Consider the following 24620-nt stretch of genomic DNA (forward strand, 5'->3'; position numbering starts at 1 on the left):
GCGCGAGAGGCTTTACCGCACTGGCTTCGGTAGCACAGGCAGGCTCTCGTGGCCTTCGGCATCCACGGAGGCCACGCCGAAGATGAAGTTGTCTTTGCTGTGCGGCAAATCGGCCGCGTTGGTCGTGACCGGGAAGCGCTGCTGCCATACCGGGGAAGTGGTTTCGCGCATCAGTACCACGTAGCTGGCGGGTTTTTCGCCCACTTTGGGCGCGTCCCACTTCAGCTGGGTGCGGTTGGTGAGGTTGGCCGTGAGCACGCCTACGTTTTCGGGCGAGCCGGGGGCCAGGGCCAGGCTGGCCATCGTGGCCAGGTTTACGCCCGTGTTCTTGCGCAGGTACTCGTAGTCCACAAACTCGGGCAGGTCGCCGTATTGCAGGCCGTTTTCGGTGCGCAGGTCCTGGTGCTGGTGGTTGAAGTTCTCGTTCACCTCCGTGAAGCGCACCGCCGTAAAGCCCTGCTGGTTGAAGGGCGTGTGGTCGCCGCCGCGCAGAAACCGGTCGGGGCGGTACTCCAGCAGCACGCCGAAGTCGTTGACATACTGCTCGCAGGCAATTTTGCTGTAGCGGGCCAGTTGGCGGCTGGGCGAGTCGTTTTCGCTGCTCAGGGTGCGGCGCAATCGGGCCTCGTCGGCGGTTTCGGTGGCCGGCACGCCCTCGCTGAAAATTCGAATGTGCTTATTGTCGGAAATCTCGGGGTCAAAGCCTTTCGAGTTGCCCACGATGTCGTTGTTGAGCATCCCAACCAGGTTCCAGCCCTCTTTCTTGGCGCGCTTGGCCATGTGCGTCGAGCCATACAGGCCTTGCTCTTCACCCTGCACAGCCACGAAAATGAGCGTGCACGGATACTGCTTCTGCGACATTACCCGGGCCATTTCCATCACCAGCGCCACGCCCGAAGCGTCGTCGTTGGCACCCGGCGCGTCGGCCGTGGCGTTCATCACGTCCGTCACCCGCGAGTCGAGGTGGCCGCTCACGATGAAAACGCGCGTATCGGCCGGGTCGGTGCCGGGCAGCGTGGCCATAACGTTGGCCATGATAACGGGCTGGTTGATGCGGCGGCCGTCGGGCTTCACCAGGAAGGTGTCCTGTTCCACTTTCAGGCGGCCGCCGCTGGCCTTGGCATACTTGCGGAACTCCTGCTCGACCCACACCCGGGCCGCCCCAATGCCGCGCTTTTTGCTCTTGGTGTCGCTCAGGGTGTGGCGCGTGCCAAACGACACCATTTTGCGGATGTCTTCTTCCAGGTTTTTAGCCGAAACAGCCTCCACCATCTGCTTGATGGCGGGGTCGGGAGCAGTCGTGTTCTGGGCGAAAAGACGAGCCGGAACCATACCAGCCGACAGCAGCAGCGCGAAACGTAAATTCATAAGACAAGGAAAAGGAAAGCGCGAAATAGTCGCGGGGAAGATTCGGTGCGGAAATTACGGGAGAGTAAGCGGAAAACAGGCGAAAAAAGGCAAAAGGGCGTTGTTTATTCTGGAGGCTTATTCCCGAATAAGAAATGGCTGAAAATTTTCGCTGCTTTTGGCAATCGGAAAGTTTTTTTGGCTGACTAAGCCAGTATGGGGTTGCTCCTTGAGAAGCCAAAGTTTCTGGTCTCAAATACCGCTTGGAAAACAACCGATTTCTTATTGAGGAACAAGTCTAGTGTTTTATCTGCCATCCTGAGCTTGCGAAGGACTTTTCTCACCTGAATGATAAACTTCATTCAATGCGCAAAAGCTTCCTGTTGTGCCGACGGTAAAGAGCTACAGCACGTTGGTAGAATCTCCAGTGGGTAAGAAGAGGAAGGTCCTTCGCTTTACTCAGGATGACAGTGCAAACAACGGAGCTAGCTGAAAAACCCTTTCCTCACCCCACCGACACCAATACGCTGGCCGCGTTGCCTCCAAAACCGGCCGCGTTGACCAATACGCGCCGAATAGGGCGGGACGGGGCCACCGCCAAATCGGTAGCAAACGGGGCCGTGGGCCAGCGTTGGGTAGTCAGCAGCTGGCAGGCGAAGTCGAGGCTCAAGGCCGCCGATGCGCCCAGCGTGTGGCCCAGCAGCCATTTGTTCGACACCAAATCGGGTTGCTTGTGCCCAAAAACCGCCTGTATGGCCTGCCGCTCCGCCGCGTCGCCGGCGGGCGTGCCGGGGCTGTGCAGCACCAGCGCGTCTACATCCGCTATAGTGCCGCCCGCCATGCGCAGCGCCGCCCGCATAGCCATCTGGAAGTGCTGGCCATCGGCGGAGAGGCCGGTTTTGCTGCCGATGGCCTCGAAGCCAAAGCCCACGCCTTCCAGGCAAAAAACCGGGGCTGCGGTTGGGTGCGCGGCCTGCTCCTGTGCCAGTGCCTGTCGGCTGATTTTTTCCAGCGCAAACATGGCCGCGCCCTCACCCAGCACGAACGTGGATGGCTTGCCCGCGCCTGGTCGGCAAGGGAAGTCGGCGGGGGCAAAGGGCGAATAAATGCCCAGCGCCTGCATCTGGGCCAAGGTGAAATCGGTGAGCGGAGCCTCGGTGCCCCCGGCCAGAAACCGCCCGGCCATGCCTGCCCGCAGCCACGCCACGGCATTGCCCAGGGCCTGAAACGCGCTGCTGCACGTGCTGGAGTGGCTGAGCGCCGCCCCGCCCGTAGTACCCGCGTCGTAGGCTACCCAGCTGGCCACGTTGCCCAGCGTAGTGAGCGGCGACGCGGCGGCGGCCACGGTTCCGTCGGCCAGAAAGCCTGCGTGAAACTGCTCCAGCCGCCCCGTCGCGCCCCTGGATGAGCCGATGCTGACGCCCAGAGCGGCCGAATCCTGGGGCAGCCAGCCGGCCTGCGCGGTAGCCTGGCGGGCGGCCAGCACGGCCAGCAGCACCGTGCGGTCGAGCTGGCGGTAGGGCGCGTAGTTGCGGCGCAAATCGGTTAGTGCCGTTTCTGCCGCCGCCGGCAGGCTGCCCACGGCCAGCGTGTGCGGCCCCAGCCGGCGCGACTGAAACGGGGATTCTGCTGCCTCAGCCATTAGCAAAGACTCGCCCAAAGCGGAAACCCGACCCCGGCCGCGAATGATAATCAGGTCGTCGGAAGCGGCGCTAGTCATGCAGGATTTCGGGCAGGTTGGCGGCAGGCGTGAAGTCGAGCACCAACGCCCGCATACGGCGCAGCACGGCGTAGAGCAGCTCCAGCTCGGCGGGCGTGGTGCAGTAGGGCGGTAGCAGATAGACCACGTTGCCCAGGGGGCGCAGCACTACGTGGTGGTCGAGGGCGAGCTGGTAGAAGGCGTCGCGCAGGCGGCTGAAGTAGCTGGTGCCCTCGCCGGGGTCGTATTCCACGGCCAGAATAGTGCCCCGGTGCCGCACCGCCCGAATGCCCGGCTGCCCCTCGGTTTCCTGGCGGAAAGCGGCGTGGGCGGCCTCCATCTGCTGCCGCTGCCGGGTGCATTCGTCGGCCCGCGTCAGCTCCAGGCTGGCCAGGGCGGCGGCGCAGGCCACGGGGTTGGCGGTGTAGGAGTGGCCGTGAAACAGAGCGCGCATCTTGTCCTGACTCAGAAACGCCTCGTAGATGGGCGCGGCGCAGGTGGTAAGGCCCATGGCCAGCGTGCCGCCGGTGAGGCCTTTGGAAAAGCACATCATATCGGGCTGCTCAGTGAGCAGGCTGCTGGCAAACAGCGGCCCGGTGCGCCCGAAACCGGTCATTACCTCATCGGAAATAGCCAGCACGCCGTGGTGGTGGCAGCGGCGCAGCATCTCGCTCAATACCGCCGGCTCATACATCACCATGCCGGCCGTGCCCAGCACCAGCGGCTCGAAGATGAAGCCGGCCACATCGGGGCGGGTCAGCAGCGCATCCAGCTGGGCCAGCACTTCGGCTTCGCGGCCCGGCACCGGCACCTCCAGGAACTCCACATCAAACAGCAGCGGCCAGAAGGGCTGGGTGAAGGCGCCGCGGCTGCTCACGGCCATGGCCCCGAAGGTGTCGCCGTGGTAGGAGTCACGGAAGCACAGGAAGGTGCGGCGCTCGGGCTGGCCCTGGTTGTGGAAGTATTGCAGCACCATTTTCAGGGCCACTTCTACGGCCGTCGAGCCATTGTCGGAGTAGAATACGCGGGCTTGGCTGGCGGGCAGCAGGGCCAGCAGCTGCTCGGCCAGCTCTACGGCCGTGGGGTGGGTGAAGCCGGCAAACAGTACGTGCTCCAGGGTGCGCAGCTGCTCGCTCACACGGGCCGCAATGTGCGGGTGGGCGTGCCCGTGCAGGTTCACCCACCACGACGAAATACCGTCGAGGTAGCGGGTGCCGTCTTCGGCAATGAGCCACGAGCCCTCGCCCCGCACAATTGGGATGGGCAGCGGGGCGGTTTGCATCTGGGTGTAGGGGTGCCAGAGCACGGCGTGGTCGCGCTCGGCCAGGGAAAGAGTGGAATCGGGAAGCGTAGGCATTGTAGGTGGAGCCGGAAGTGTCGGCCGGGACAAAGCTACAACCAGCGGGTCGCACGGCGGTTCCGGTGTTGCAGGCGATGGTTCCGGCGTGGCAGGCCATGGTTCCGGTGTTGCAGGCGATGGTTCCGGCGTGGCAGACGACGGTTTCCGCAGAGGGCGCAGAGATTTCCGCAGAGGTTCGCAGCGCTGTTTTGACGAACTCCGGAGCCAATAGCCGTGTGGCGGAATACAGAACAACGAAACGTGAACGTTATGCTGAGCGAAGCCGAAGCATCTCTACCGCAACGGTAATCAGACTTCAATGATCAGCTGTGAGTAACCGTGCAAACGGCGCGACCGGGTCGCCTCACCCCCCGGCCCCCTCTCCAAAGAGGAGAGGGGGAGCCAAACGGTCGAAGCTAATCCGGTGTCCCCTCTCCTTTTCGGAGAGGGGGTCAGGGGGTGAGGCGCATGCCAGAACGATATGCTTACTTACGGCCTGCTTTGGGAGTAAGTCTATAACCCAAACCAGGCCCGGAACGCAGCGGCGTAGCGGCTCACCACGGCCGGGGTTACTTCCGTTTCCGGCCGCACGCGGGGCATGATGGGCACGCCGGTATGTTGGGTAATGAAGTCCTCCGTGGCCGGATTCGGCTCGCCGTTGAACACCAGGCCGCGCACCCGCAGGCCGCGCCGTTGCAGGGCTTCCAGCGTGAGCAGCGTGTGGTTGATGCTGCCCAGGTAGTGCCGCGATACCACCACCACGTCAAGCGCGAATTGCTGGGCCAGGTCGGCTAGCAGGAAGCCGGGAGCCAGGGGCACCAGCAGGCCGCCCGCGCCTTCTACCAGCAGGTGGTTATCGGTGGCGGGCAGCTGAAAATCGGTGGGGTGCAGCGTAATGCCCTCGGCGGCGGCGGCGGCGTGGGGCGAAGCCGGCAGTAGCAGCCGGTGCCGCTCGGGCCAGAAGCGGCTGACGGAGTTCTGCACGAGGCCGCGCACGGTGGCCGCGTCGGTGGTGGGCGTGAGGCCGGCCTGCACGGGCTTCCAGTAGTCGGCGTGCAGGGCCTCGGTGAGAATGGCCGATATGAGGGTTTTGCCGACGTCGGTGCCGATACCGGTGATGAAGAGTCGTTCCAAAAGGGGGGAGGATGGGGGTAGAGAAAGGGCGGAAGCCGCCTAGTGAGCCGGAAAGTTCGTGTGCAGAAAGCGAATTATCTTATCAAAATGCTTAAGCGGCTCGGCATGCCCGCCCGCAATAGCCAGGTGCTTCCTGGGGTAGCGGAAGCCCGCGCGCGTTAGCTGGGCCAGCATCTGTTCAGCCATGGGGGTAGAGGGACATACCTCATCCTGGGTCGCCGATACCAGCAGCACCGCTCCCCGGATATTTTCGACCGGGATACGAGACTGCCGCACTGCCGCCGTGTCCGTGAGCATGGCCGCAAAGGTGGCCCGCAAGTCGCCTTTTATCAGGAACGGTACCGCCGCTTCATTCACGGGCACAAACGGTAGGGGCTGCCCCCGGTACGACCACGCCGATGTAGTGAAGTGGTTGGTGTTTCCCGGAAACGCCACGTGGCTTCCCACAATGCTCACCACACACTGGATGTCGGGGTAGCGGCTGGCCAGCAGCAGCGCCAGGTCGGCCCCGCGCGAACCTCCCACCAGCGCTATTTTCCGGCCATTTATTTGTGGGTGTCGCGTGGCGGCTTTAATGGCCGCGTACACCGTATCGAGCGAAATCCGGTCCAGCAGGAGCGGGGTGCCTTGGGCCTCGAAATAGCCCAGGGCCAGGAAGGCGTAGCCGTCGGCCACCAGCTGGTCGCGGGTGGGCTGCCAGTGTTTGCTGGCCCAGGCATTGCCACCTTCCGAGCCACCCAGCCCGACCAGCAGGGGTTGGTGCCGACCGGAACCCACATAGAGCAGGCTCTGGGCACCAGGCGTTTTTAGATCGATCTGGGCCGTGGCCGCGGAGGCTGCCGTCAGTAGTACACCCAGGAACAGCGTGAGGGAAAGGAGGAGGTGGCGCATAGCAGAAGGGGTTGGTTTCTGCAAAGGTTAGCCGCGATTGGCCTCAACCTCTTTGATGCAGATCAAATTCTCAGCGCCCGGCCCGAACCCGGCTCAGGGTTTCCTGCGTGATGCCCAAGTAGGAAGCCACCATGCCCAGTGGCAGGCGGGGCAGGATATCGTGGTGGGTGTCGCAGAAATGCGCGTATTTCTCCTTGGCCGAAGTGAAGCGCAGCGACGTGATGCGGTCCATCAGGTGGCCAAATACCGAGCCCATCGAGAGCCGGGCGTAGCGCTCCATTTCCGGAAAAGTATCGAAGAGGTAGCCCAGGTCCTGTACCTGCAGGCTCAGGGTATGCGTCGGCTCCAGCGCCTCCAGGTAGTAGATGTCGGGCAGGCGCTTGATGAAGCTGTTGGGCGAATTCACCCACTCGCCTTCGGCGCTGAAATACTCGGTTATCTTTTCCCCGTCGCGCAGGTAGTAGAGCCGCACCAGGCCCCGCTGAACGAAGTCGCTGCGGGTACACACGTGCCGGGCGTCGTGCAGCAGCTGGCCCTTGCCATAGCTGGCCACCCGCACCCGGTTCAGCAGCGCCTCCCGCAACGCTTCTGAAATGCGGATGTATTGTTCCATGTGCGGAAGCAAGGTGTCGGCGGCAAGCATAGGCACAACGGTGAGGATTCGGTAAGCAATAGGTGGGGCCGCATCCCTGCGCCTTTATCTTGAACGATAACGGATGGGCACGATGGAGTAAGAGCGGCAAAGGTGCGCCTCGCTGGTCAGCTTCTACTGGTCAGATAGGGTTGTGTCGGTCCCCGCCCGTTCGAACACCCCCGCCAGCCCCGCAATTTCGGCCTCCGTATTATACGAATGCACAATCAGGCGGAGCCGCTCGGTGCCGGCCGGCACGGTGGGGGCCACGATGGCGCGCACATCGAAGCCGGCTTGCTGGGCGGCGGCGGCCACTGCCCGGACGTGGGCGGGGCCGGGGCTGGCGGTGAAAAATACCGGGTGAATGACGTGGCTGGCCGATGGCACGCGCAGGCCCGGCACCGCGTTGAGGCGGTCTTTGAGGGAATCGGAAAGGGCGAACAGCTGCTGCCGGGCCGGTTGCAGCGCGGGCAGCAGCGCGTAGGCCGCCGTGAGGGCGGCCACGGTGAGGGGCGGCAGGGCCGTGGTGTAGATGAAGGGCCGGCTGAAACTGAGCAGGTAGTCGCGCAATACGGCGGGGCCGGCCACCGCCGCGCCCTGGCTGCCGAGGGCTTTGCCGAAGGTGAGGATGCGGGCAAATACCGCGTCTTCCAGCCCCAGCGCGGCTACCAGGCCTTCGCCGTGGGCACCGTAGAGGCCGTTGGTGTGGGCCTCATCTACCACCAGATACAGGCCCTGTTCCCGGCACAACGCGGCCAGCTCCGGCAGCGGGGCCACGTCGCCATCCATCGAGTAGAGGGCCTCCACGGCCACGAACACGCTGCCGGTGGCGCGGGCCAGCTTGCGGCGCAGGTCGGCCAGGTCGTTGTGGCGGAAGCTCCAGGCCGTGGCGAAGGAGCCTCGGATGCCATCTTTCACGGAGGCGTGGCTGGCTTCGTCGTAGAGAATCGTGTCGCCGCGCTGCGGCACAGCACTGAAAAAGCCCAGATTAGCGGTGTAACCGGAGTTAAACAGCAACGCTGCTTCGGCACGGTGGAACTTCGCCAGGTGGGTTTCCAGGGCTTCGGCGGCGGCGGAGTTGCCGGTGAGCAGGCGGCTGCCGGTACTGCCAGCTGGCAAATTATCCTGTTGCAAGGCCTGCTGCACCGCTGCTTGTACTGCCCCGGAGTGCGCGAGGCCGAGGTAGTCGTTGGAGCTGAAATCGACGCGGCCCGGCTGGGGCAGGGTTAGCTGCCGCCGGGTGCCCGCCGCCTCGCGCAGCAGCAGGTGCTGGGCAAGGCGGTGAAGCAGGGCGGAGTCAGAAGGCATCGGAGCGAGGGAAAAATATCTGGTTAAGCCACGAAGCGCTTCACCGACAGCCAAATGGTGCCATCCTGCCCAAAGCCCCGGCTGTTGACAACCACCCACTCCGAATCAACTTCCACCCGGTCGCCGACGCCGGGCAACACCTGCGTGCGCTGAAACACCAGGTTGATGGCCGACCCAATCTGGTCTTCCAATTCCGAAATTACCTCCTGGGCTTTGAGCGAGCCGTGCTGCTGGCGCAATTCTTCGGCGTAGGTGTGGTCCAGATTGAGGTCAAAGGTGATATCCATAGAAGAGCAAGAAGGGTGATTACGACAAATGGAACGTCATTCCAAAAGAACGTCATTCCGAGCTTGCGAGGAATCTCGCGTGCTGAGGTTGTTGGGAAAAGGCGATGAAGCAGAACGGATTAGGTTGGCAACCTCAGCACGCGAGATGTCTCCTCTCTGCTTGAAGCGCAGAATGTTCGACAGGACGTTCTGGCTGTGTGGACAGTAGCGCTTTGGAGGGCATTTTGCCTTTCTGGAACGTCATGTCGAGCAGCGCGAGACATCTCGCGTGCCCTAGTAACATGATTTACTACTGCACGCGAGATGTCTCGCGCTGCTCGACATGACGTTCTTTTTACTTGCTGTCCACACTGCCTGGTAAGAATGACGTTTTTATTATGCTATGCAAGCTCCTTGCCTAGCACGGTAGCGCCTACGGGCACGTCTTTGAAGGCTTTGCGGGGTTTGAGGCCCAGCACCGCAAACATCTGCCGGTCGGCGTCGAAGTCGGGGTTGGGCGTGGTCAGGAGCTTCTCGCCGCTGAAAATGGAGTTGGCACCAGCCAGGAAGCACAGCGCCTGCTCGCTAACGGGCATTTCCTGGCGGCCGGCCGAGAGGCGTACCATCGTGCCGGGCATCAGAATACGGGCCGTGGCAATCATGCGCAGCATTTCCCACACGCTCACGCGGGGCTGCTCGGCCAGGGGCGTGCCTTCCACCGGCACCAGCGCATTCACCGGCACCGACTCGGGGTGGGCCGGCAGCGTGGCCAGCGTGAGGAGCATGGCTACGCGGTCCTCATCGGTTTCGCCGAGGCCGATAATGCCGCCCGAGCACACCGAAATACCGGCTTTGCGCACGTGCTCCAGCGTGTTCAGCCGGTCGTCGTAGGTGCGCGTGGTGATGATTTCGGCGTAGTGCTCGGCGCTGGTGTCGAGGTTGTGGTTGTAGGCGTAGAGGCCGGCCTGCTTGAGGCGCTCGGCCTGGTATTCGTTCAGCATGCCCAGCGTACAGCACACTTCCAGCCCCAGCTCATTCACTTGCTCCACCATGCCCAGCACCCGGTCGAAGTCGCGGTTGTCGCGGATTTCGCGCCAGGCGGCCCCCATGCAAAAGCGCGTGGAGCCCGAATCTTTGGCGCGCTGCGCGGCCGAAATCACCTCGGCATCGGGCAGCAGCTTGTGGGCCTGCACACCGGTGTGGTAGCGGGCGGCCTGGGGGCAGTAGGCGCAGTCTTCGGGGCAGCCGCCGGTTTTTACGCTCAGTAGCGTGCACACCTGCACTTCGCCGGTGGCTTGGTGCTGCTTGTGTACCTCGGCGGCCTGGGCTACGAGCTCCAGCACGGGCTGGTAATAAATGGCTTTAACTTCGTCGAGGGTCCAGTCGGTACGGAGCATGGCGGGAAAGTTCGGTGGGGGGAAGAAGGCGAGTCGTGGCCTGGAAGGGAAGACTGCCGGCACGGTGAAAGGTAGGCTTAGGTGCGCAAGTTACGCGAGAAGCCGATTATCTGCGCCCCAGCTCTGCGGAAGACGAAAATTCTGACCTGGCCCGGGGTGAATTTCCGGCCCGCAGCCGCCCATTGCTCCTCCCGCAACCGCCCCAACCGGGAGCAACTACTGCCTCCTGCTGCCTCACTTCCGGCCGTCTGCCCCGCCCACCGGCCAGTGGCTTTACCGCTGTGGGCTAGCTCAGGTTGTTGAAGGGCGGCTCGGACGCCGTGGTTGGCTCATTACCAACCAGGCGGCTGTCGCGCGTGTTTTTCTGCACGGCAATGGCGGCAAACAGGCTTAGCATAAACGACATAGCATAAAAGCCTTTCTCACTCAAGGTCAGCCCCGCATTCCACAAGCCTACGCTCAGCAGCAGCACGGCCGAGAGGGTCGCAAACCAGCACAGGCCGTAATAGATGTTGGTCACCGGAATGCCTTCCAGCTGGTCGCGCACGGTTTTCTGTAGGCTCACGGCGGCGAAGAGGCCGTAGAGCAAAATTGTGAAGTAGTAGCCTTTCTCATTGAGCTGCATCGTCGCGTTCCACAGGCCTATGTTGTAGGCCACCATACCGGCCAGCAGCGCCACCCAGGAGGCCCCGACAAACGCATTGGAAGGTTTCTGAATCATAGAAAAAAGCGAAGGAAAGGCTAGGAGAATATGGCGCTGAGCATCCCTGCCCGGCTGCTCAAACCTAGTCATGAGTTTGCAGCATTGGTATAGGCTTGACCAGCGGCGTCGGGCTTAATATATTACCCGAGCGCCTGACAGAGGCCTTGTCCACGACTCCGTTGTGCCCAGGCTGCGTGGCCAGTAGCGCTTTGGGAGGTATTTTGCCTTTCTCTTTCCAGAACGTCCTGTCGAGCAGCGCGAGACATCTCGCGTGCCATGGTAACATGATTTACTACTGCAACTTCAGCACGCGAGATGTCTCGCGCTGCTCGACAGGACGTTCTTTTTACTTGCTGTCCACACAGCCTGGAGTAGGACTCTTCTACTTCAAAACCTGTTTTTCCCTGAACGCCAATGGTCCACGGTAGCTTTGGCTACTCTGGACCATTGGCGTTCAGGGAAAAACAGGTTTTATGGATCTGTAGAGTGTACTGCCGTAAGGGCAAGCCTGCTGGGAGCAGATACTGGCATTTCATTGTGAAACGAAGTCAATACCGCATACTACGAAACAGAAACGCCGAGACGCAACAATGCGTCTCGGCGTTTCATGCTGTAGTCAAGTCCGGCGGCGCTTAGATTTCGCCGTCGCCGCCGCAGGCTCCCTGGGTGTAAATTGTGACACCGGCTTTGCCGGCGTAGCAAGCATTAGGGTACGTCACGCCATTGGCACACACGGGGGCGTACACGTCGGGGCAGTTGATATTATCCCCTTTGGCGCTGGCGCTGGTCTGGGCCTTTACGGACTCAGGAGCGGCATTTTCCTTGGAGCAGGAGGCTCCGGCGAAGAGGAGCAGGGCAAAAACGGCTAATTGCTTCATATATCGATGAAAGCTAATGAAGTGGATGGATAGCGCAATAGTAACCAAAATCGTGGCCCGATACCAGGCCATAGTATCTCTAATTGTGACATGCTATTTCGGGCCCTCGCCCACGCTGTCTGCGCTTCTGGCTGCCAGGCTCCTCACATAGCGCGCATCCGGTTGTTTTTGGCGTTGTGCTCAACTTCTGCCAACCCCAGCGCTTCCATCAGGGGCGGAATAGACATGCCAAGGCGGCTCCAAAAGCCCTTTTTCAACCCATATCAGCCTCCAATGGGGTTGTCAGCGGCCCGGCCCCCGGCTTCCACCGTGCCGGCGGCGGCCGGTTTCTGCTCGTCGGCGCTGCCCAGTGGTAGCCAGTCGCTGTGGGCTTTCAGCATAGCGTACAAGTCGTGTAGGGCGCGGTGGTCGTAGTGCAGCACCGTTTTGCCGACCGTGCACACCAACAGGTCGCGGCCGTCTTTCTGCTCGCGGTGCATGGTGTAGGCGGCCGTGCCGGAGGGCGTTTTCAGCTGCCAGGGATTTTCTGTGGTGCCTTCTTGCATGGGTGTAACGCGGAAAAGCGGGAGGGCGAATTAGTGCCGCCGCCGCAATTCGTACCAGTTGTGCGGCACTCCTTCCAAAGCAAAGGTTTCGATGAATTGCAGCCCGACTTTCTGCAGTACTTGGTTGGAGGCGGTATTTTCAACGTCGGCCACGGCGTAAATAGCGGGCAGGCGAAGTGTGTCGAAGCCGTAGCGGAGGGCGGCGTGGGCGGCCTCGGTGGCGTAGCCCCGACCCCAGTACTGCCGGACAAAACGGTAGCCCAGATCGTGGTAATTCGAGTGGCCGTTGGTGGGGCCGGCCACCAGCTTCAGGCCCGACCAGCCGATGAAGGCATTAGTTTGCTTTTCGACCACGGCCCAGCGCCCGATACCGTTAGCGAGGTATTGCTGCCGGATAAAGTCGACCTGCGCCCGGCTTTCCTCGATGGTCCTGATGGGCTCGGCGCCCAGGTAGCGCAGCACTTCGGGGTCCGAGTTTAGGGCGAACAGACCATCAGCATCCGTGGGCAGAATTTCGCGCAGCAGCAGGCGCTCCGTTTCAGCGAATATTTCCATAGCAGGGTTTTAGAGGGTAGTTAAAATGTTGCAAAAACGCATTTCCGCCCTGCTTCGACTGCCGGAAGCCAGATGAAGCATAACACAAAATGTTTTTTGCCAATTCTCAACCATGCTCTTACCTACTACAGCCCGTCCTGCTGAAGTGGCGCTCAGCAGGACGGGCTGTAGTAGAGTACACGTAAGGGGCCCTACCGGCTGCCGCCACGGCGGCCAGCATTGCCTTTGGGGGCCCGGTTCAGGGTTTTGGCGGCGGGCCTGAGCTTGCCACCGGCCACGCTGGGTCGGGCCGCTTTGGCCGCCGCTTTTTTGGTGGGCTTGACGGGCTTGCCGTCGAAGTAATCCGGGTCGGGGGCCGATTTGGCTTTGAACTTGCCTTTCGGAGCGGCCGCCTTGCCGGGAGCGGCTTTGCGAGGGGCGGGCTTGGCGGCGCCGCCGGCTCTGGAGGCGCGCGGTGGGCGGGCGGGCTGCTCGAAAGCGCCTTCCTCGGCCATGCGCGGGCCTTTCACGTCCCAGCCCAGCTGCTTCACCACGGGGGCGCGGCGCTTGGGCAGGGAGGCTTCCTTGGTGCCCGACGAGTTTTTGGTCATTTCCAGGATGCCGGCCAGCTCCTTTTCGGTTAGCTCGCGCCAGTCGCCCACGCCGATACCCTTGAGGGTGATGTTCATCACGCGGATGCGCTCCAGCTGCACTACTTCGTAGCCGAAGGCTTCGCACATCTTGCGGATCTGGCGGTTCATGCCCTGAATCAGGGTGATGCGGAAGATGTAGTTGGTTTCTTTTTTGACCTCGCACTTCTGGGTCATGATGCCCATGATGGACACGCCGCCGCGCATGCCTTCGATAAATTCTTCCCGGATGGGCTTGTCGACCATCACGATGTACTCCTTCTCGTGCTTATTGCCGGCGCGCAGGATCTTGTTGACGATGTCGCCGTTGCTGGTCAGCAGAATCAGGCCCTGGGAGTCTTTGTCGAGGCGGCCGATGGGGAAAATCCGCTCACTGTGCTTGATGTAGCGGATGATGTTGTCCTTGACGCTGGTTTCGGTGGTGCTGGTAATGCCCGGCGGCTTGTTGAAAGCAATGTAGATGGCATCTTCCTCGGCGCGGGGCTCGATAAGGGCTCCGTTCACGATAACCTTGTCTTTGCGGGTCACCTGGTCGCCGATGCTGGCGCGCTTGCCGTTCACGAACACGTTGCCCTGCTCGATGAACTTATCGGCCTCGCGGCGGGAGCAGACGCCGCTTTCGCTGATGTATTTGTTGAGGCGGGTAGAATCGGAACTGGGCATGAGGCAGGAGGCAAGGAGATGAAACACCCGCAAATGGCGCGAGCAAGGCCGCAAGTTACACAGAAGCTAGGTGGCAGTTCGGGTGGCGCGGCGCGGTGGCGCGGCGTATTGGGCTGCCGTCGCAGAACGCAGCGCGGGTGTTGCTTCGGGCGGTGTGGCCCGTAAGGCCAGAGAGCGTCATAATGCTCCCGCACAACAGTTCCTGTGCCCAACTCTGGTTGAGCGGGCCCTTTGCTGAAAGTAGCTCCTGTTATAACGCCTGCAAATATCCTTCTGCGGCCTGGGCCAGGGGCTGGGGCAGCGCGGTGTGGCGGCTGGCGGCGAGCTGCTGGGTTTGGCCGGTGGTAGCGCTGGTGTAGGCTCCCGTCTGCGGGTCGAAGCGCAGGCTGCCCTGCGCAAACTCCCGCTCCTCGACTTGCGGCAGGGAGTTCATGGACAGAAATTCGAGCTTGATGATGTTCTGAGTGGCTTTATCGAACAAGAGCCAGTGGTAGAGCAACCCGGGGTCCTGCTCGGTGGGCAGGTCGAGGCGCTTGATTTCCACAATGCTGGTGGTGGCGTTGTCGAGGAAGAAGAGGGTGCGGTAGGGGACGGGCACGGGGTGAGGCGGCAGATAAGTAGAAAGTAGCAGCGCCCAACAGGGCGCAAAGCCGCAGTGGCACTGGGGAAACTAGCTACTCGTTGGAAATCGAGTACACGAGCAGGGCAATGATTGGGGTGAAGATAGCCAAGCAGATCAACAGCGGCTTAAGGATGCTTTTGGCCGGAAACTCCTCTTTAGGGAAAATTAGTGTTGGTCCAGTCCAAAGCACTGTTGGTGTAAAAAAATAGCTGCCACCAGTTTCTCTGACAATCTTGCCGGCAGCTTGTTGAAAGGGCCCTTTCCTATAGCACTGCTTAATACATTAAAAGTAGTAAGTAGTAAATAAAAGCAACATGTGTGAGAAGTAGCTAACTGCTTGTGTCATACATGGTTTTTAAAAATCAAACCTACTTCTTTTATTACCTCAATTAACTGATGAAACATAATTCTAAATACCTCTTGTTGGCTATGGGTCTGGGCCTACTCAGCTGCGAAAAAGCGCCCGTAAATCCAGCCTCGTCCCAAAAAGCTAATACTTCCTCTGCTCTTTATGAGGGCACAAGTACCGCTAATGGACGCTTGGTTTTTGAAAGCGAAGATCAATTCTTGGAGACCATGAAAGGGCTGCAGGCACTAGATCATCAATCACTTGTGAAGTGGGATTCTGAAAACGGTGTTACCTCCCTTGTAGAACACTACAAAGAGTTTGATATGGAGGAGCGGGAAGAGGGTACGGTACAGTACCTGATTTCTCAGGGCAAACTTTTAGGAGTGCCTGATGAAAAATTTGCTGCAGTACTAAATGCAGACGGTGTTTTTCAGGTTGGCCAAGAGATTCATAAAGTTAATCAGTATGAGGAGCTGATATTTCCGGCAGAGCGGGAAGATATTTTAATAAAACATAGCTGGAACGATCCGGAAGTAAAACATATTCCCATCGAATTTAAATATGTTTCTGAAGACGCTAAAAGCGAAATAGTAAAAGAGCCTTCTACGGCGCAACGCACGGGTAATTTCTACGGCTGGTATACCCGTAACGTGTACTCCGATGTCAACAACCGAGCGATGCCCAAGACGTGGAACAGCCGTGAAACGCGCATGGTAGCTGAGCAGTGGAATGTAACCTACGCCGTATATGCTTCTCATGGCGTGCGCACTAAGTATGAATATAGATCCCGCTTTGCTGGGTGGCTGTGTAACGATGCTTCCTATTTGGCAGTAGAAGGTAATTCCAGAGTGCGCGGTACAGGCCAACCATTTGCTATACCCGTGAGTGGTAGTTCTAACGACAGCAACACGTCGAGCACCAGCAAGACATTGGCTTGGCTGGGTGGGCTGGGCGTTGCCTTCACTATCGAAGAAAGTAACTCGACTCATACGGCTGTTTACAAAGGAGCTACTGCTAGAACCTCACTGTAAACGAGTACTACTAGTGGCAGTAAGGCAATTGCTACGCACACGAAAGGCCCCTTCTCTAGTGGAGAAGGGGCCTTTCGTGTGCGTAGCAGCACTGAAAGCAAGTGTTGCTTCCTTGCTGGGTAGGTGGAATGAGAAAAGACATCTGCACGAGCGGCCGCTCTACAGCCGCACCTTCTCCTCGCCCTGGTCCACACCTTTTAGGAATTTGATAAGGCCGCTCATGTAGGTTTGCTGATCATCATAAAAGCTCATGTGGCTGCCGTTGGGGCAGATGAGGGCGGTGCCGTTTTGCACCTTTTGGGCTACCATGCGCATGTGTTCGGGGTCCATGGTGTCGTATTTGCCGCCGATGCTGAGCACTGGGACTGTGAGCTTGGGCAGGTCGGCCACCCGGTCCCAGTTTACTAGTTTGCCGGCCACGCCAAACTCGCTGGGGCCCTGCATCGTGACGTAGAGCGACTGGTTCATTTTGGCGAAGGAGCGCGTTACCGGCTCGGGCCACTTGTCGAGCGGAATCCGGCAGATGTGCTCGGCGTAGAAGTTTGGCATCAGCAGCTCCATGTAGCGCGGGTTGGCGAAGTCTTTTCGGGCCTCAATCTGCCGCACCTCGGCCAGTACTGCCGGCTTCATTTGCTTGGCCAATACTTCCTGCGCGTAGGTGCCATAGGCCGGGCAGCTCATCATCATGTTGGAAATGATGAGTCCCTTCAGGTTCTGCTGGTACTTGAAGGCGTATTCGGCGGCCAGAATACCGCCCCAGGAATGGCCCAGCAGATAAAAATTATCCTTGCTCAGGTTCAGGGCTTTGCGCACCTGCTCCACTTCTTCCACGTAGCGCGGCAGGCTCCAGAGGGCCGTGTCTTTGGGGTTGTCGGAGTTGCCGCAGCCGAGCTGGTCGTAGTAGATAAACTCGATGCCTGCCTGCGGCAGGAAATTCTCCAGGCACTCGAAATACTCGTGCGTGGCACCAGGGCCGCCATTGAGCAGCAGCACTTTGATGGTGGGGTTGTTGCCGAAACGCTTGGTCCAGACGTTGAAGGTGCCTTTGGCCGTCGTAATCGGGATGACGCGCACGCCGCCATCCTGCACGCCTTCTTCCGTGCTTTGGAAGTAGGTGTCAGCTGATGCGGTAGCCGTTGCCCCAGCTTCATTTTTGGTTTCTGACGTGCAGGCAGCGGTGCCGAGGCCGGCCAGCAACAGGACGGAACCGAGTAGTTTTTTCAGCATGGCACAGGGCGGAAGGAGAATGGAATACAGCCGGAAAACGCGCCGGGCTTTAAACCTACCCATAAATCTGGCCTTCCCAAAAGCCGCGTAGCCTACTGGGCGGTGGCTGCCATCAGGGCCCGCCGCTCGGCGGCCAGCGGGAAGAAGCTTTCTACTTCCCGCACGTCACCCGCCGCCAAATCGCCCAGCTCGATGCCGCCGATGCGCACCCGCACCAGGCGTAGCGTGGCGAAGCCCACGGCGGCCGTCATCTTGCGCACCTGCCGGAATTTGCCCTCCGTCACGATGATGGACACCCAGCTGGTGGGCCCGTGCCGGTCGTCGCGGATTTTGCGGCCCCGGTCGCCGAAGGTGGGGGCGGCTTCGAGCCGAAACGCCTGGCAGGGCAGCGTTTGGTATTTGCCCCCGTGCAGCCCTATTTCCACGCCCTGCCGCAGCTGCTCCACGGCTTCGTCGGTGATGAGGCCATCGACCTGGGCATAGTATTCCTTTTCGATTTTCTTGTCCCGAATCAACTCACTGGTTTTGCCGTCGGTGGTGAGCAGCAGCAGGCCTTCACTGGCTTCGTCGAGGCGGCCGATGGACATGGTGCCGGCCGGAAAATCGTGGAGCAGGCCCAGCAGCTTTTTCTTTTTCAGCTCGCACACAAACTGACTCAGGTAGCCGTAGGGCTTGTGCACCATAAAGTGACGGTGGATGAGGTCGGCTTCGGGTTCGGATGTGGGTATTGGTATTGGCTCTTCAATCATGACACAGGTGTTGGCTTCGGTTGCAGGCGCAACCGGGCATGTAGAGACGCGTATTCGCGTCTGGTCGTTGGGGGCTGGCACGTACTGTAGCTCCGCTACTCTTCGGTGGTAGTTCGTGTATCGCCTGCCATTCAACGGTTATCGTTCTGGCACGTGAACTACAAAGTTCGCGCTACTGCTTTTGCAGACCTAATACAGAGGCCACGATTGAGACACAAAGATGCGTTTCTACTTTTCCTCGGCCAGCCACTGCATGGCCTGGTACTGGCCGGCGCCGACGAACAAGCGCAGTAGTTCGTCGGTGAGTTGAAGACCGTTGGCGCTGTTGGTGAGAAAAAGCAGGCTTTCTTTAGTATCCGGGAAAGTCATGAAAAAGCCGCGAAAGTCGCCGTTGTCGCCCCAGTGCCATTGGGCCGGGCCGTGGCTGGTGGTGGCTAGGCCCACGCCGCTGGCCCAGGCAATGTTCGCGTCGGCCGCAGTAGGGGGCGTGGTGCAGCGGTTGGCCGCGTTGGCGGGCGTGACGAGCAGCTTGGCAGTAGCGGGCTTCAGGCCCTTACCACTGATGAGAGCCTGCAAAAAACGGTTGTAGTCGGTGGCCGTGGTGAGCAAGCTAAAACCGCCGTTGGGCTCTTTGAAGCGCTTTATTTCGGTGGTTTTGCCGGTTTTGTCGTGGCCGAAAGCCGCATTAGCCTCGAATCGGGGTTGCCAGGTGAAGCTGGTGTTTTTCATCTGCAGCGGCCCGAATACGTGCTCCTGGGCCAGCTTTTCAAACGACTTGCCGGTCAGGTGTTCCAGGGTTTTCTGCAGAAAAACGTAGCCTTCGCCCGAGTAGCTCCAGCAGCTGTCGGGCGCGTAGCTCAGGTGCAAAGCAGACGTTTTCCAGCTCTCCGCCAGCGGGTAGCCCGCCCAGTTGGGCAAGCCGGTCGTATGCCCTAGCACCATGCGGGCCGTTATTTTGTCGGCGTGGGGCTCCCCCTGCAGGCGCGGGTAAGGGTAGTACGCTAGCAGGGGCTTGTCCAAGTTCAGCAGGCCTTGGTCGTGGAGGCGTAGCGCGGTGTAGGCCAGCACTACTTTGCCCAGGGACGCGGCCTGGAAGGTAGTGCGGGCATCAACGGCTTGGGTAGTGCCGGCTTTGCGCAGGCCCAGGCTGTAGACCAGCGTTTCGCCTTTTTTGCTGTACACCAGCTGCATCCCTGTCACGTTTTCCTTCTTAAGCAGGGCCGCTACTTCAGCTTGCTGGGCAACGGAGCTGAAGCCAATGAGCAGCAATAGCACGGGTAGGAATAGCTTCATTTTATCAGGGTGCTTACTTTTTTGAGATAAGGGAATCAGTGTGTCAATAACTATAAAGAGTACTCTATGCAAGCGGGCCGCCCCAACCGGAGCGGCCCGCGTTTCGGAGTGGCTTGCGCCGGAGCGGCATCCGCGCAAGCCAAAAAATCCGGCGAATCAGCTGCTTAGCCCAGTGTATGGTACACGGCCTGCACGTCGTCGTCCTCTTCGAACTTCTCAATCAGGTTCATCACCTCTTCCAGCTCGTCGCCATCGAGGCTCACAGTGGTATTGGGCACGCGCTGCAGCTGGGCCGACACCACGTTGAGGTACTTTTCTTCCAGGGCCCGCTGCATCTGGCCGAAGTCGGTGAAGGCGGTTTCGACCACGATGAAGTCCTTAACCGTGCCGTGCTCGTCCTCTTCCTGGTCGGCGTACACGTCTTCGGCACCGGCGTCAATCAGCTCCAGCTCCAGCTCGTCGAGGTTCAGCCCTTCGGCGGCCAGGCGAAACACGCCCTTGCGAGTGAAGGTGTAGTCGGAGGAGCCGGCGGTGCCCAGGGCCCCGTTGCCCCGGTTGAAGTACATGCGCACGTTGGCCACGGTGCGGGTGGGGTTATCGGTAGCCGTTTCGATAACCACGGCCACGCCATGGGGCGCGTAGCCTTCGTACACCACTTCCTGATAGTCTTTTTCCTCCTTGCTGCTGGCTCGCTTAATAGCCGATTCCACGCGGTCCTTGGGCATGTTCACGCCTTTGGCGTTCTGCATGGCCGTGCGCAGGCGGGAGTTGGCATCCGGGTTGGTGCCGCCTTCCTTCACGGCCATCACGATTTCGCGGCCGATACGGGTGAAATCTTTGGACATCTTGTCCCAGCGCTTCATTTTGCGGCCTTTACGGAATTCAAATGCTCTTCCCATTCGTCGTGTAGTGCTTAGTTATTGGTACTTCTTGCCTGGTTTCGGGGAGGTGGGGGCCGAAAGGGCTGCAAGTTAGCAGAAAGCCTGGCCGGGCGCAACGCCGCGCCGCTACCGGCGCGGCGGCAGCAGGCCAAGCCCGCGGCCCATCAGCTGATCGAGCCAGCGGGCGGGCAGCAGCCGGGGAATAAGCGAGGTACGCAGCCAGTTGGGCACAATGGTGTAGCGCACCCGGGGCCGGGGCGTTTCCATAATCTGCACCAGCCGCCCGGCCACGTACTCCGGCGTCAGGCCCTGGGGGCGGGTTTTGTTGATGAAGCGGATGAAGCGCTGGGCCGGGCCGTAGTAGGGCGTGGCGTGGTACGGCTCCAGGTCGATGCCCTTGTCCCAGATGGGCGTTTGGGTTACGCCCAACCCAATCAGCACCATGGGCACCCCGAAGAGCAGCAGCTCCCGCCGCCAGGTAGCTGTAAGCCCCTCCAGCGCGAACTTGGTGCCCACGTAAGCGCCCATAAACGGCGCGGCCACCTGCCCGCTCACCGAGCCAATGTTGATGACCCGGCCGGGCTGCCCCCGGAAGTTGGGCCGGGCACCGAGCAAGGGCAAAAAGGCCTGGGTGACCTGCACCAGCCCCAGCACGTTCACCTCGAAGTGCTGCCGTATTACCGCAATAGGCTGATGCTGGAGCGGCCCGCCGAAAGCCACGCCGGCGTTGTTGATGAGCCCGCGCAACGGCTCCCCGTTCAGCTGGCGGCTAACTTCGGCCACCGCCCGGGCTATGGCGGCGGCATCGGTGACGTCGAAAAGCAGCGGGACAAAATTCTCGCCCAGCTCGGCTTGCACGCGGGCCGCGTCGGCGGGAGTGCGTAGGCTGCCGAATACGCGGTAGCCGCGGCTTAGAAAAGCGCGGGCGGTGGCCAGGCCCACGCCGCTCGAAACGCCCGTAATCAGCAGGGTCGGAAGGGAAGTTTGCATAGAGCGCAAGCTAGCCGGAATCAGTTGATTTCGCCCGGTAGTACGCCGTGCAGCTATTTCCTGAGCGCTACGGCTGCTGGCCGGTGGCCGTTCCAGTAGTCGAAACGGATTCCTGGCCAGGTTTCTGAGCGCTGAAAATTCCCAGCAACCAGCCCGCTGCCAGCAGCCCCAGCCAGAAGGGTACCAGCAGGAATGCCGCCAATGAAGGCCGCTGCACTATACCCAGCCCAAACGAAAGCGCCCCTGACGGCCGAGGCGCAAACAGCCATAAAATGGTAAGTAGCGCTGCTTGGCTAAGCAACCCCGCAACCAGCAGCTGGCCACTACCCGAGGCAGGAACCAGCCACGCACTACCGGATAAACTGAGCGCCAGGATCGGGGGCAGAAGCACGATCAGAACCAGGTAGACCACCAGCAGGGCTGGCCCGGCATCAATCCATAGGCCAAAACCCAGCGTGAAGAGTAGGGTGCCTGCGGTAGTTAGCAGCGTAAGCTCCACGCGTTTCATTGTCCGTAGCTCAGGGGATGGTTGCGCAATTTATTGGGCCTGCAGCGTGTAAATTCCCTGGTTGCCGGCCGGGAAGCCTACCAGCGTGAGCGTGAGCAGCTGCACGGCCGGTTGGAGGCGAAACGAGCCCTGGTCGATGCGGGGCTGGCCCTTCGCGTCGGTGTAGGTGAAGGTGATTTCCGAGCCGGTGAAGGTGAAGCGGCCGTCCTGGTCGAAGTGCAGGGTGCCGCCGTTGCCCTGCAGCGTGAGGCGCTTCTGAAAGGTGCCGTCGGGGTGCAGGCTGAGCGTGCCGCCCACGCCGCGGGCCGGGATAAGCGTCGCCTTGGTTTCCCGGTCCACGATGGCGTAGCTCAGGTAGGTGTAGGTGGTGAAGAACGAAGTGGCCGGCGGGGTGATGGGGGCGGCTTTGGCTGGTTGCGCCCGTTGGGCAACCCCGGAAAAGCTGCCCGCGAGCAGCAGCACAAAAAGGAAAAACAAACGGTAGCGCATGGCGAAAGATACGGAATGCCGCCCGGGCAAGCGGTGGCTCAACGATGGTTCGGCGCTGCACGCTACATTCGTGCCATGCCCACCTTTCTCCGCGAATTGATTCGCCCCGCCGCCGACCTGCCCGAAGCCGACGTATGCCTCGTTGGCCTGCCCCTCGACTTTGGCACCGTGCTGGAAGGCGGCCGCGCCGGGGCCGCCCACGCCCCCGATGCCATCCGGAGGGAGCTGCGCCGCTACCACAAAACCTATAATCTGGAGCACGACGTGGACCTAAGCCGCCTGCGCATTGCCGATGCCGGCAACCTCGACCTGCACCACCCCGACCACACCACGAACCACGAAACCATTCGCCGCCGCCTGGGCGAGCTGCTGCGCCGCTACCCACGCGTAGTCGTGCTCGGTGGCAGCCACGACGGCACCTACAGCACCGTGCGCGGCCTCTACGATGCCACCGGCGGGCAGCCCGTAGGCGGCATCAACCTCGATGCCCACGCCGACGTGAAGGACAAGCCGGTTATCAGCAGCGGAACACCCTTTGGCAAGCTGCTGCGCGAGGAAATCCTGGCCGGAAGCCGCTTCACCGAAATCGGCCTGCACTCCAACCTCAACACCAAAGAGGATATCGACTTTCTCCATCAGCACGCCGCGACCATCGTGCCGCTGGCCCACGTGCAGCAGGATGGTATGCCGCTCTTTCAGGAGCGGGCGCTGCGCCGGGCCACGGCTGCCGGCCCCGCCTTCGTGAGCTTCGATATCGACGGCTGCGCCGAAGCGTTTGCGCCGGCCGTGTCGGCTCCGAGTACCGATGGCTTCACGCCGCGCCAGGCCACGGAAGCTGCATTTCTGGCCGGGCAACAGCCAGGTGTTCGGCTATTTGAGGTGGTGGAGCTGAACCCGGTTTTCGACCGCGACAACCAGACCGCCCGGCTGGCTGCCACCATCATCACCGCCTATCTGACGGGCGTCGCCAAGGCAATAGGGGAGTAGCGCCGGCGTTACTGAACGGCGGAAGCCGCCACCCGGCGGCACGGGCTGCGGCTGGCCGAAACGGGCTGGGCTGGGGGAGTAGTGTCATGTATGTTTGGGCCATACTACCTAGCTGCCCGCCATGAAATCCGTAACTCCCGCACTGCTCCTCTTCCTGATCAGCCTGCTGCTTTCCGCGCTGCCGGATGGCTCCCAGGCGCAGCCCGCCGCTGCCCGACTGCCGCGCCCGGCGGCCTACGTACGCGCCAATTCCCCGAGCCGGAGCTGGGAGCTGCGCAATGGCCATTGGTTTGACGGGCAGCGGTTTAAGGATCGGACGGTCTTCGTTCGGAACGGTTTGTTCCAGCGCCGCCGGCCGCTGCATGTCGATACCGTGGTGGACCTGCGGGGCCAGTGGGTGGTGCCGCCCTTTGCCGAGGCCCACAACCACATGCTCGACGGCACCGCCGGGCTGCCCGAAATGATCCGGAAATACCTGGCCGATGGCGTGTACTACGTGCAGGTACTGACCAACTCGCGCTCCGGCGCCGAACAGGCCCGCCCGTTTCTGAACCGGCCGCAAAGCGTGGATGTGGCATACGCCCACGGTGGTCTTACCAGCACGCTGGGCCACCCGTTTATGGCCTACGAGCCGCGGGCCATGGGCTTGTATGACCCCAGTCAGTGGGCCACCCAGCAGAACCGGATTGCCCGGAGTCGCCTGCGGGAAAACGATGCGTACTGGTTTCTGGACAGCCTGCCCGCCGTGGCCGCCAAGTGGCCCCACATCATGGCCGGCCGGCCCGACGTGCTCAAGATTTACCTGCTGCACGCCCGCGAATACGACACCCGGCCCCGCTCCGGCAAGCCCGGCGAACAGGGCCTGCGGCCCGCCGTGGCGGCTGAAATCGTGCGCCGGGCCCACGCTAAGGGCCTGCGCGTGTATGCTCACATCGAAACCGCCGATGATTTCCGGCTGGGCGTGCAGATGGGTGTGGATGGCTTCGCGCACGCGCCCACCTACGGCGGCAACCTCGCCGACACGCTGGTCAGCGGGGCCCTGACAGCCGCCGACCTGCGCGCGGCCGGCCGCCGGGGCATCGTCGTAACGCCCACGGTGTGGGTGGGGAGTACGTATTTTGCCCCCGCCGACTCCGCCCGGCTGCGGGCGTTTCGGGCGTTTCAGGGGCGGCAGCTGCGGGCCATGGTGCGCCACGGCGTGCGGCCGCTGGTAGGAGCCGACTGGTGGGGCGAAACGCCGGTGGGGGAGGCGTTGGCCTGGGAAGAGCTCGGGGTCTTCGATCATGCCATGCTGCTGCGACTGTGGAGCGAAACCACGGCCCAGGCCATTTTTCCCGGCCGCCGCATCGGGCGGCTGGTGCCGGGCTACGAAGCCTCGCTACTAGGTTGTACGGACAATTATCTTTGCGTTCGTGCAAAGTTTAGATGAAATCAGTGACCGCGCGTGGGCGTTGTTGGCGCCGCACCTGGCGGGCAAAGCCGGGGACGTGGGCCGCACGGCGGGCGACA

24 protein-coding genes and 1 pseudogene are annotated in these 24620 nt (G+C 61.4%); 3 read left to right on the forward strand and 22 right to left on the reverse strand.

All coding sequences use genetic code 11. The features are described from left to right. Positions 1 to 12 precede the first annotated feature (12 nt). The 15 genes and pseudogenes from E5J99_RS17615 to E5J99_RS17685 form a co-directional block, all read right to left on the reverse strand. Complete coding sequence (locus E5J99_RS17615; RefSeq protein WP_135499135.1) at positions 13 to 1368, reverse strand: M20/M25/M40 family metallo-hydrolase; 1356 nt, start codon at positions 1366 to 1368, stop codon at positions 13 to 15. 484 nt (positions 1369 to 1852) lie between these two features. Next, the gene (locus E5J99_RS17620) at positions 1853 to 3067 is read right to left on the reverse strand and encodes a beta-ketoacyl synthase N-terminal-like domain-containing protein (RefSeq protein WP_135499136.1); all 1215 of its coding nucleotides are present in this window, start codon (positions 3065 to 3067) and stop codon (positions 1853 to 1855) included. Continuing rightward, positions 3060 to 4403: an adenosylmethionine--8-amino-7-oxononanoate transaminase gene (bioA, locus tag E5J99_RS17625; protein ID WP_135499137.1), complete on the reverse strand. Its 1344-nt coding sequence runs from the start codon at positions 4401 to 4403 to the stop codon at positions 3060 to 3062. Before bioA ends, E5J99_RS17620 begins: the two co-directional genes overlap by 8 nt. A gap of 495 nt (positions 4404 to 4898) precedes the next feature. Continuing rightward, positions 4899 to 5519 carry a dethiobiotin synthase gene (gene bioD, locus E5J99_RS17630; RefSeq protein WP_135499138.1) on the reverse strand — a complete coding sequence of 207 codons (621 nt, stop codon included), beginning with the start codon at positions 5517 to 5519 and terminating at the stop codon, positions 4899 to 4901. Between the two features lie 39 nt (positions 5520 to 5558). Continuing rightward, positions 5559 to 6410, reverse strand: a complete 852-nt coding sequence (locus E5J99_RS17635; RefSeq protein WP_135499139.1) for an acyl-CoA thioester hydrolase/BAAT C-terminal domain-containing protein — start codon at positions 6408 to 6410, stop codon at positions 5559 to 5561. A 70-nt stretch (positions 6411 to 6480) separates the two neighbouring features. Then, on the reverse strand, positions 6481 to 7023 hold the full coding sequence (locus tag E5J99_RS17640; protein ID WP_135499140.1) for a Crp/Fnr family transcriptional regulator: 543 nt from the start codon (positions 7021 to 7023) through the stop codon (positions 6481 to 6483). 153 nt (positions 7024 to 7176) lie between these two features. Then, positions 7177 to 8349: an aminotransferase class I/II-fold pyridoxal phosphate-dependent enzyme gene (locus tag E5J99_RS17645; protein ID WP_135499141.1), complete on the reverse strand. Its 1173-nt coding sequence runs from the start codon at positions 8347 to 8349 to the stop codon at positions 7177 to 7179. Positions 8350 to 8372: 23 nt separating this feature from the next. Further along, positions 8373 to 8636 (reverse strand): hypothetical protein, encoded by a 264-nt coding sequence (locus E5J99_RS17650; protein ID WP_135499142.1) that lies wholly within the window; start codon positions 8634 to 8636, stop codon positions 8373 to 8375. A gap of 380 nt (positions 8637 to 9016) precedes the next feature. Beyond that, positions 9017 to 10012, reverse strand: coding sequence for a biotin synthase BioB (gene bioB / locus E5J99_RS17655; RefSeq protein WP_135499143.1), 996 nt, complete (start codon positions 10010 to 10012; stop codon positions 9017 to 9019). A gap of 286 nt (positions 10013 to 10298) precedes the next feature. Next, the gene (gene yiaA, locus E5J99_RS17660; protein WP_135499144.1) at positions 10299 to 10733 is read right to left on the reverse strand and encodes an inner membrane protein YiaA; all 435 of its coding nucleotides are present in this window, start codon (positions 10731 to 10733) and stop codon (positions 10299 to 10301) included. A 614-nt stretch (positions 10734 to 11347) separates the two neighbouring features. Beyond that, on the reverse strand, positions 11348 to 11593 hold the full coding sequence (locus tag E5J99_RS17665; RefSeq protein WP_135499145.1) for a Kazal-type serine protease inhibitor family protein: 246 nt from the start codon (positions 11591 to 11593) through the stop codon (positions 11348 to 11350). Positions 11594 to 11736: 143 nt separating this feature from the next. Then, positions 11737 to 12138: pseudogene (locus tag E5J99_RS17670) on the reverse strand (DUF6855 family protein). Between the two features lie 30 nt (positions 12139 to 12168). Then, positions 12169 to 12693 (reverse strand): GNAT family N-acetyltransferase, encoded by a 525-nt coding sequence (locus tag E5J99_RS17675; RefSeq protein ID WP_135499146.1) that lies wholly within the window; start codon positions 12691 to 12693, stop codon positions 12169 to 12171. Positions 12694 to 12884: 191 nt separating this feature from the next. Beyond that, positions 12885 to 13985: a 23S rRNA pseudouridine(2604) synthase RluF gene (rluF, locus tag E5J99_RS17680; protein WP_135499147.1), complete on the reverse strand. Its 1101-nt coding sequence runs from the start codon at positions 13983 to 13985 to the stop codon at positions 12885 to 12887. Between the two features lie 250 nt (positions 13986 to 14235). Then, positions 14236 to 14583: a hypothetical protein gene (locus E5J99_RS17685; RefSeq protein ID WP_135499148.1), complete on the reverse strand. Its 348-nt coding sequence runs from the start codon at positions 14581 to 14583 to the stop codon at positions 14236 to 14238. A gap of 420 nt (positions 14584 to 15003) precedes the next feature. On the opposite strand from E5J99_RS17685, the gene E5J99_RS17690 reads away from it, so the two are divergent. After that, positions 15004 to 15987, forward strand: a complete 984-nt coding sequence (locus tag E5J99_RS17690) for a hypothetical protein (protein WP_135499149.1) — start codon at positions 15004 to 15006, stop codon at positions 15985 to 15987. A gap of 159 nt (positions 15988 to 16146) precedes the next feature. On the opposite strand, the gene E5J99_RS17695 is transcribed toward E5J99_RS17690, so the two are convergent. From E5J99_RS17695 to E5J99_RS17725, 7 genes are all read right to left on the reverse strand, one after another. Then, the gene (locus E5J99_RS17695; RefSeq protein WP_135499150.1) at positions 16147 to 17214 is read right to left on the reverse strand and encodes a proline iminopeptidase-family hydrolase; all 1068 of its coding nucleotides are present in this window, start codon (positions 17212 to 17214) and stop codon (positions 16147 to 16149) included. Between the two features lie 92 nt (positions 17215 to 17306). Continuing rightward, positions 17307 to 17963 (reverse strand): pseudouridine synthase, encoded by a 657-nt coding sequence (locus E5J99_RS17700; RefSeq protein ID WP_135499151.1) that lies wholly within the window; start codon positions 17961 to 17963, stop codon positions 17307 to 17309. A gap of 228 nt (positions 17964 to 18191) precedes the next feature. After that, on the reverse strand, positions 18192 to 19256 hold the full coding sequence (locus E5J99_RS17705) for a serine hydrolase domain-containing protein (RefSeq protein ID WP_135499152.1): 1065 nt from the start codon (positions 19254 to 19256) through the stop codon (positions 18192 to 18194). Positions 19257 to 19420: 164 nt separating this feature from the next. Next, positions 19421 to 20155 carry a YebC/PmpR family DNA-binding transcriptional regulator gene (locus E5J99_RS17710; RefSeq protein WP_135499153.1) on the reverse strand — a complete coding sequence of 245 codons (735 nt, stop codon included), beginning with the start codon at positions 20153 to 20155 and terminating at the stop codon, positions 19421 to 19423. A gap of 108 nt (positions 20156 to 20263) precedes the next feature. Then, entirely contained in the window at positions 20264 to 21127 is an 864-nt protein-coding gene (locus E5J99_RS17715; RefSeq protein ID WP_135499154.1) for an SDR family NAD(P)-dependent oxidoreductase, read from the reverse strand. Between the two features lie 67 nt (positions 21128 to 21194). Continuing rightward, entirely contained in the window at positions 21195 to 21635 is a 441-nt protein-coding gene (locus E5J99_RS17720) for a hypothetical protein (RefSeq protein ID WP_135499155.1), read from the reverse strand. 30 nt (positions 21636 to 21665) lie between these two features. Next, a complete protein-coding gene (locus tag E5J99_RS17725; protein ID WP_135499156.1) occupies positions 21666 to 22124 on the reverse strand; it encodes a hypothetical protein in 459 nt (152 codons plus the stop codon). 75 nt (positions 22125 to 22199) lie between these two features. Between E5J99_RS17725 and E5J99_RS17730 the strand changes: the two genes are divergently transcribed. Together E5J99_RS17730 and E5J99_RS17735 are read left to right on the forward strand one after the other, a co-directional pair. Next, entirely contained in the window at positions 22200 to 23111 is a 912-nt protein-coding gene (locus E5J99_RS17730) for an arginase family protein (protein ID WP_167852199.1), read from the forward strand. Between the two features lie 121 nt (positions 23112 to 23232). Then, complete coding sequence (locus E5J99_RS17735) at positions 23233 to 24540, forward strand: amidohydrolase family protein (RefSeq protein WP_135499158.1); 1308 nt, start codon at positions 23233 to 23235, stop codon at positions 24538 to 24540. The last annotated feature ends 80 nt before the right edge of the window (positions 24541 to 24620 follow it).

The organism is Hymenobacter elongatus, from assembly GCF_004745955.1.
Classification (GTDB): domain Bacteria; phylum Bacteroidota; class Bacteroidia; order Cytophagales; family Hymenobacteraceae; genus Hymenobacter; species Hymenobacter elongatus.

Excerpts from the sequence above, each read along its gene's own strand:
- E5J99_RS17635 (WP_135499139.1), bottom strand. The coding sequence starts at position 6,410 with ATGCGCCACCTCCTCCTTTCCCTCACGCTGTTCCTGGGTGTACTACTG.
- E5J99_RS17650 (WP_135499142.1), bottom strand. The coding sequence starts at position 8,636 with ATGGATATCACCTTTGACCTCAATCTGGACCACACCTACGCCGAAGAA.
- E5J99_RS17645 (WP_135499141.1), bottom strand. The coding sequence starts at position 8,349 with ATGCCTTCTGACTCCGCCCTGCTTCACCGCCTTGCCCAGCACCTGCTG.
- E5J99_RS17665 (WP_135499145.1), bottom strand. The coding sequence starts at position 11,593 with ATGAAGCAATTAGCCGTTTTTGCCCTGCTCCTCTTCGCCGGAGCCTCC.
- bioA (WP_135499137.1), bottom strand. The coding sequence starts at position 4,403 with ATGCCTACGCTTCCCGATTCCACTCTTTCCCTGGCCGAGCGCGACCAC.
- E5J99_RS17690 (WP_135499149.1), top strand. The coding sequence starts at position 15,004 with ATGAAACATAATTCTAAATACCTCTTGTTGGCTATGGGTCTGGGCCTA.
- yiaA (WP_135499144.1), bottom strand. The coding sequence starts at position 10,733 with ATGATTCAGAAACCTTCCAATGCGTTTGTCGGGGCCTCCTGGGTGGCG.
- bioB (WP_135499143.1), bottom strand. The coding sequence starts at position 10,012 with ATGCTCCGTACCGACTGGACCCTCGACGAAGTTAAAGCCATTTATTAC.
- E5J99_RS17710 (WP_135499153.1), bottom strand. The coding sequence starts at position 20,155 with ATGGGAAGAGCATTTGAATTCCGTAAAGGCCGCAAAATGAAGCGCTGG.
- E5J99_RS17620 (WP_135499136.1), bottom strand. The coding sequence starts at position 3,067 with ATGACTAGCGCCGCTTCCGACGACCTGATTATCATTCGCGGCCGGGGT.
- E5J99_RS17735 (WP_135499158.1), top strand. The coding sequence starts at position 23,233 with ATGAAATCCGTAACTCCCGCACTGCTCCTCTTCCTGATCAGCCTGCTG.
- E5J99_RS17700 (WP_135499151.1), bottom strand. The coding sequence starts at position 17,963 with ATGATTGAAGAGCCAATACCAATACCCACATCCGAACCCGAAGCCGAC.
- E5J99_RS17720 (WP_135499155.1), bottom strand. The coding sequence starts at position 21,635 with ATGAAACGCGTGGAGCTTACGCTGCTAACTACCGCAGGCACCCTACTC.
- E5J99_RS17705 (WP_135499152.1), bottom strand. The coding sequence starts at position 19,256 with ATGAAGCTATTCCTACCCGTGCTATTGCTGCTCATTGGCTTCAGCTCC.
- E5J99_RS17675 (WP_135499146.1), bottom strand. The coding sequence starts at position 12,693 with ATGGAAATATTCGCTGAAACGGAGCGCCTGCTGCTGCGCGAAATTCTG.
- E5J99_RS17715 (WP_135499154.1), bottom strand. The coding sequence starts at position 21,127 with ATGCAAACTTCCCTTCCGACCCTGCTGATTACGGGCGTTTCGAGCGGC.
- E5J99_RS17695 (WP_135499150.1), bottom strand. The coding sequence starts at position 17,214 with ATGCTGAAAAAACTACTCGGTTCCGTCCTGTTGCTGGCCGGCCTCGGC.
- rluF (WP_135499147.1), bottom strand. The coding sequence starts at position 13,985 with ATGCCCAGTTCCGATTCTACCCGCCTCAACAAATACATCAGCGAAAGC.
- E5J99_RS17640 (WP_135499140.1), bottom strand. The coding sequence starts at position 7,023 with ATGGAACAATACATCCGCATTTCAGAAGCGTTGCGGGAGGCGCTGCTG.
- E5J99_RS17730 (WP_167852199.1), top strand. The coding sequence starts at position 22,200 with ATGCCCACCTTTCTCCGCGAATTGATTCGCCCCGCCGCCGACCTGCCC.
- E5J99_RS17615 (WP_135499135.1), bottom strand. The coding sequence starts at position 1,368 with ATGAATTTACGTTTCGCGCTGCTGCTGTCGGCTGGTATGGTTCCGGCT.
- E5J99_RS17725 (WP_135499156.1), bottom strand. The coding sequence starts at position 22,124 with ATGCGCTACCGTTTGTTTTTCCTTTTTGTGCTGCTGCTCGCGGGCAGC.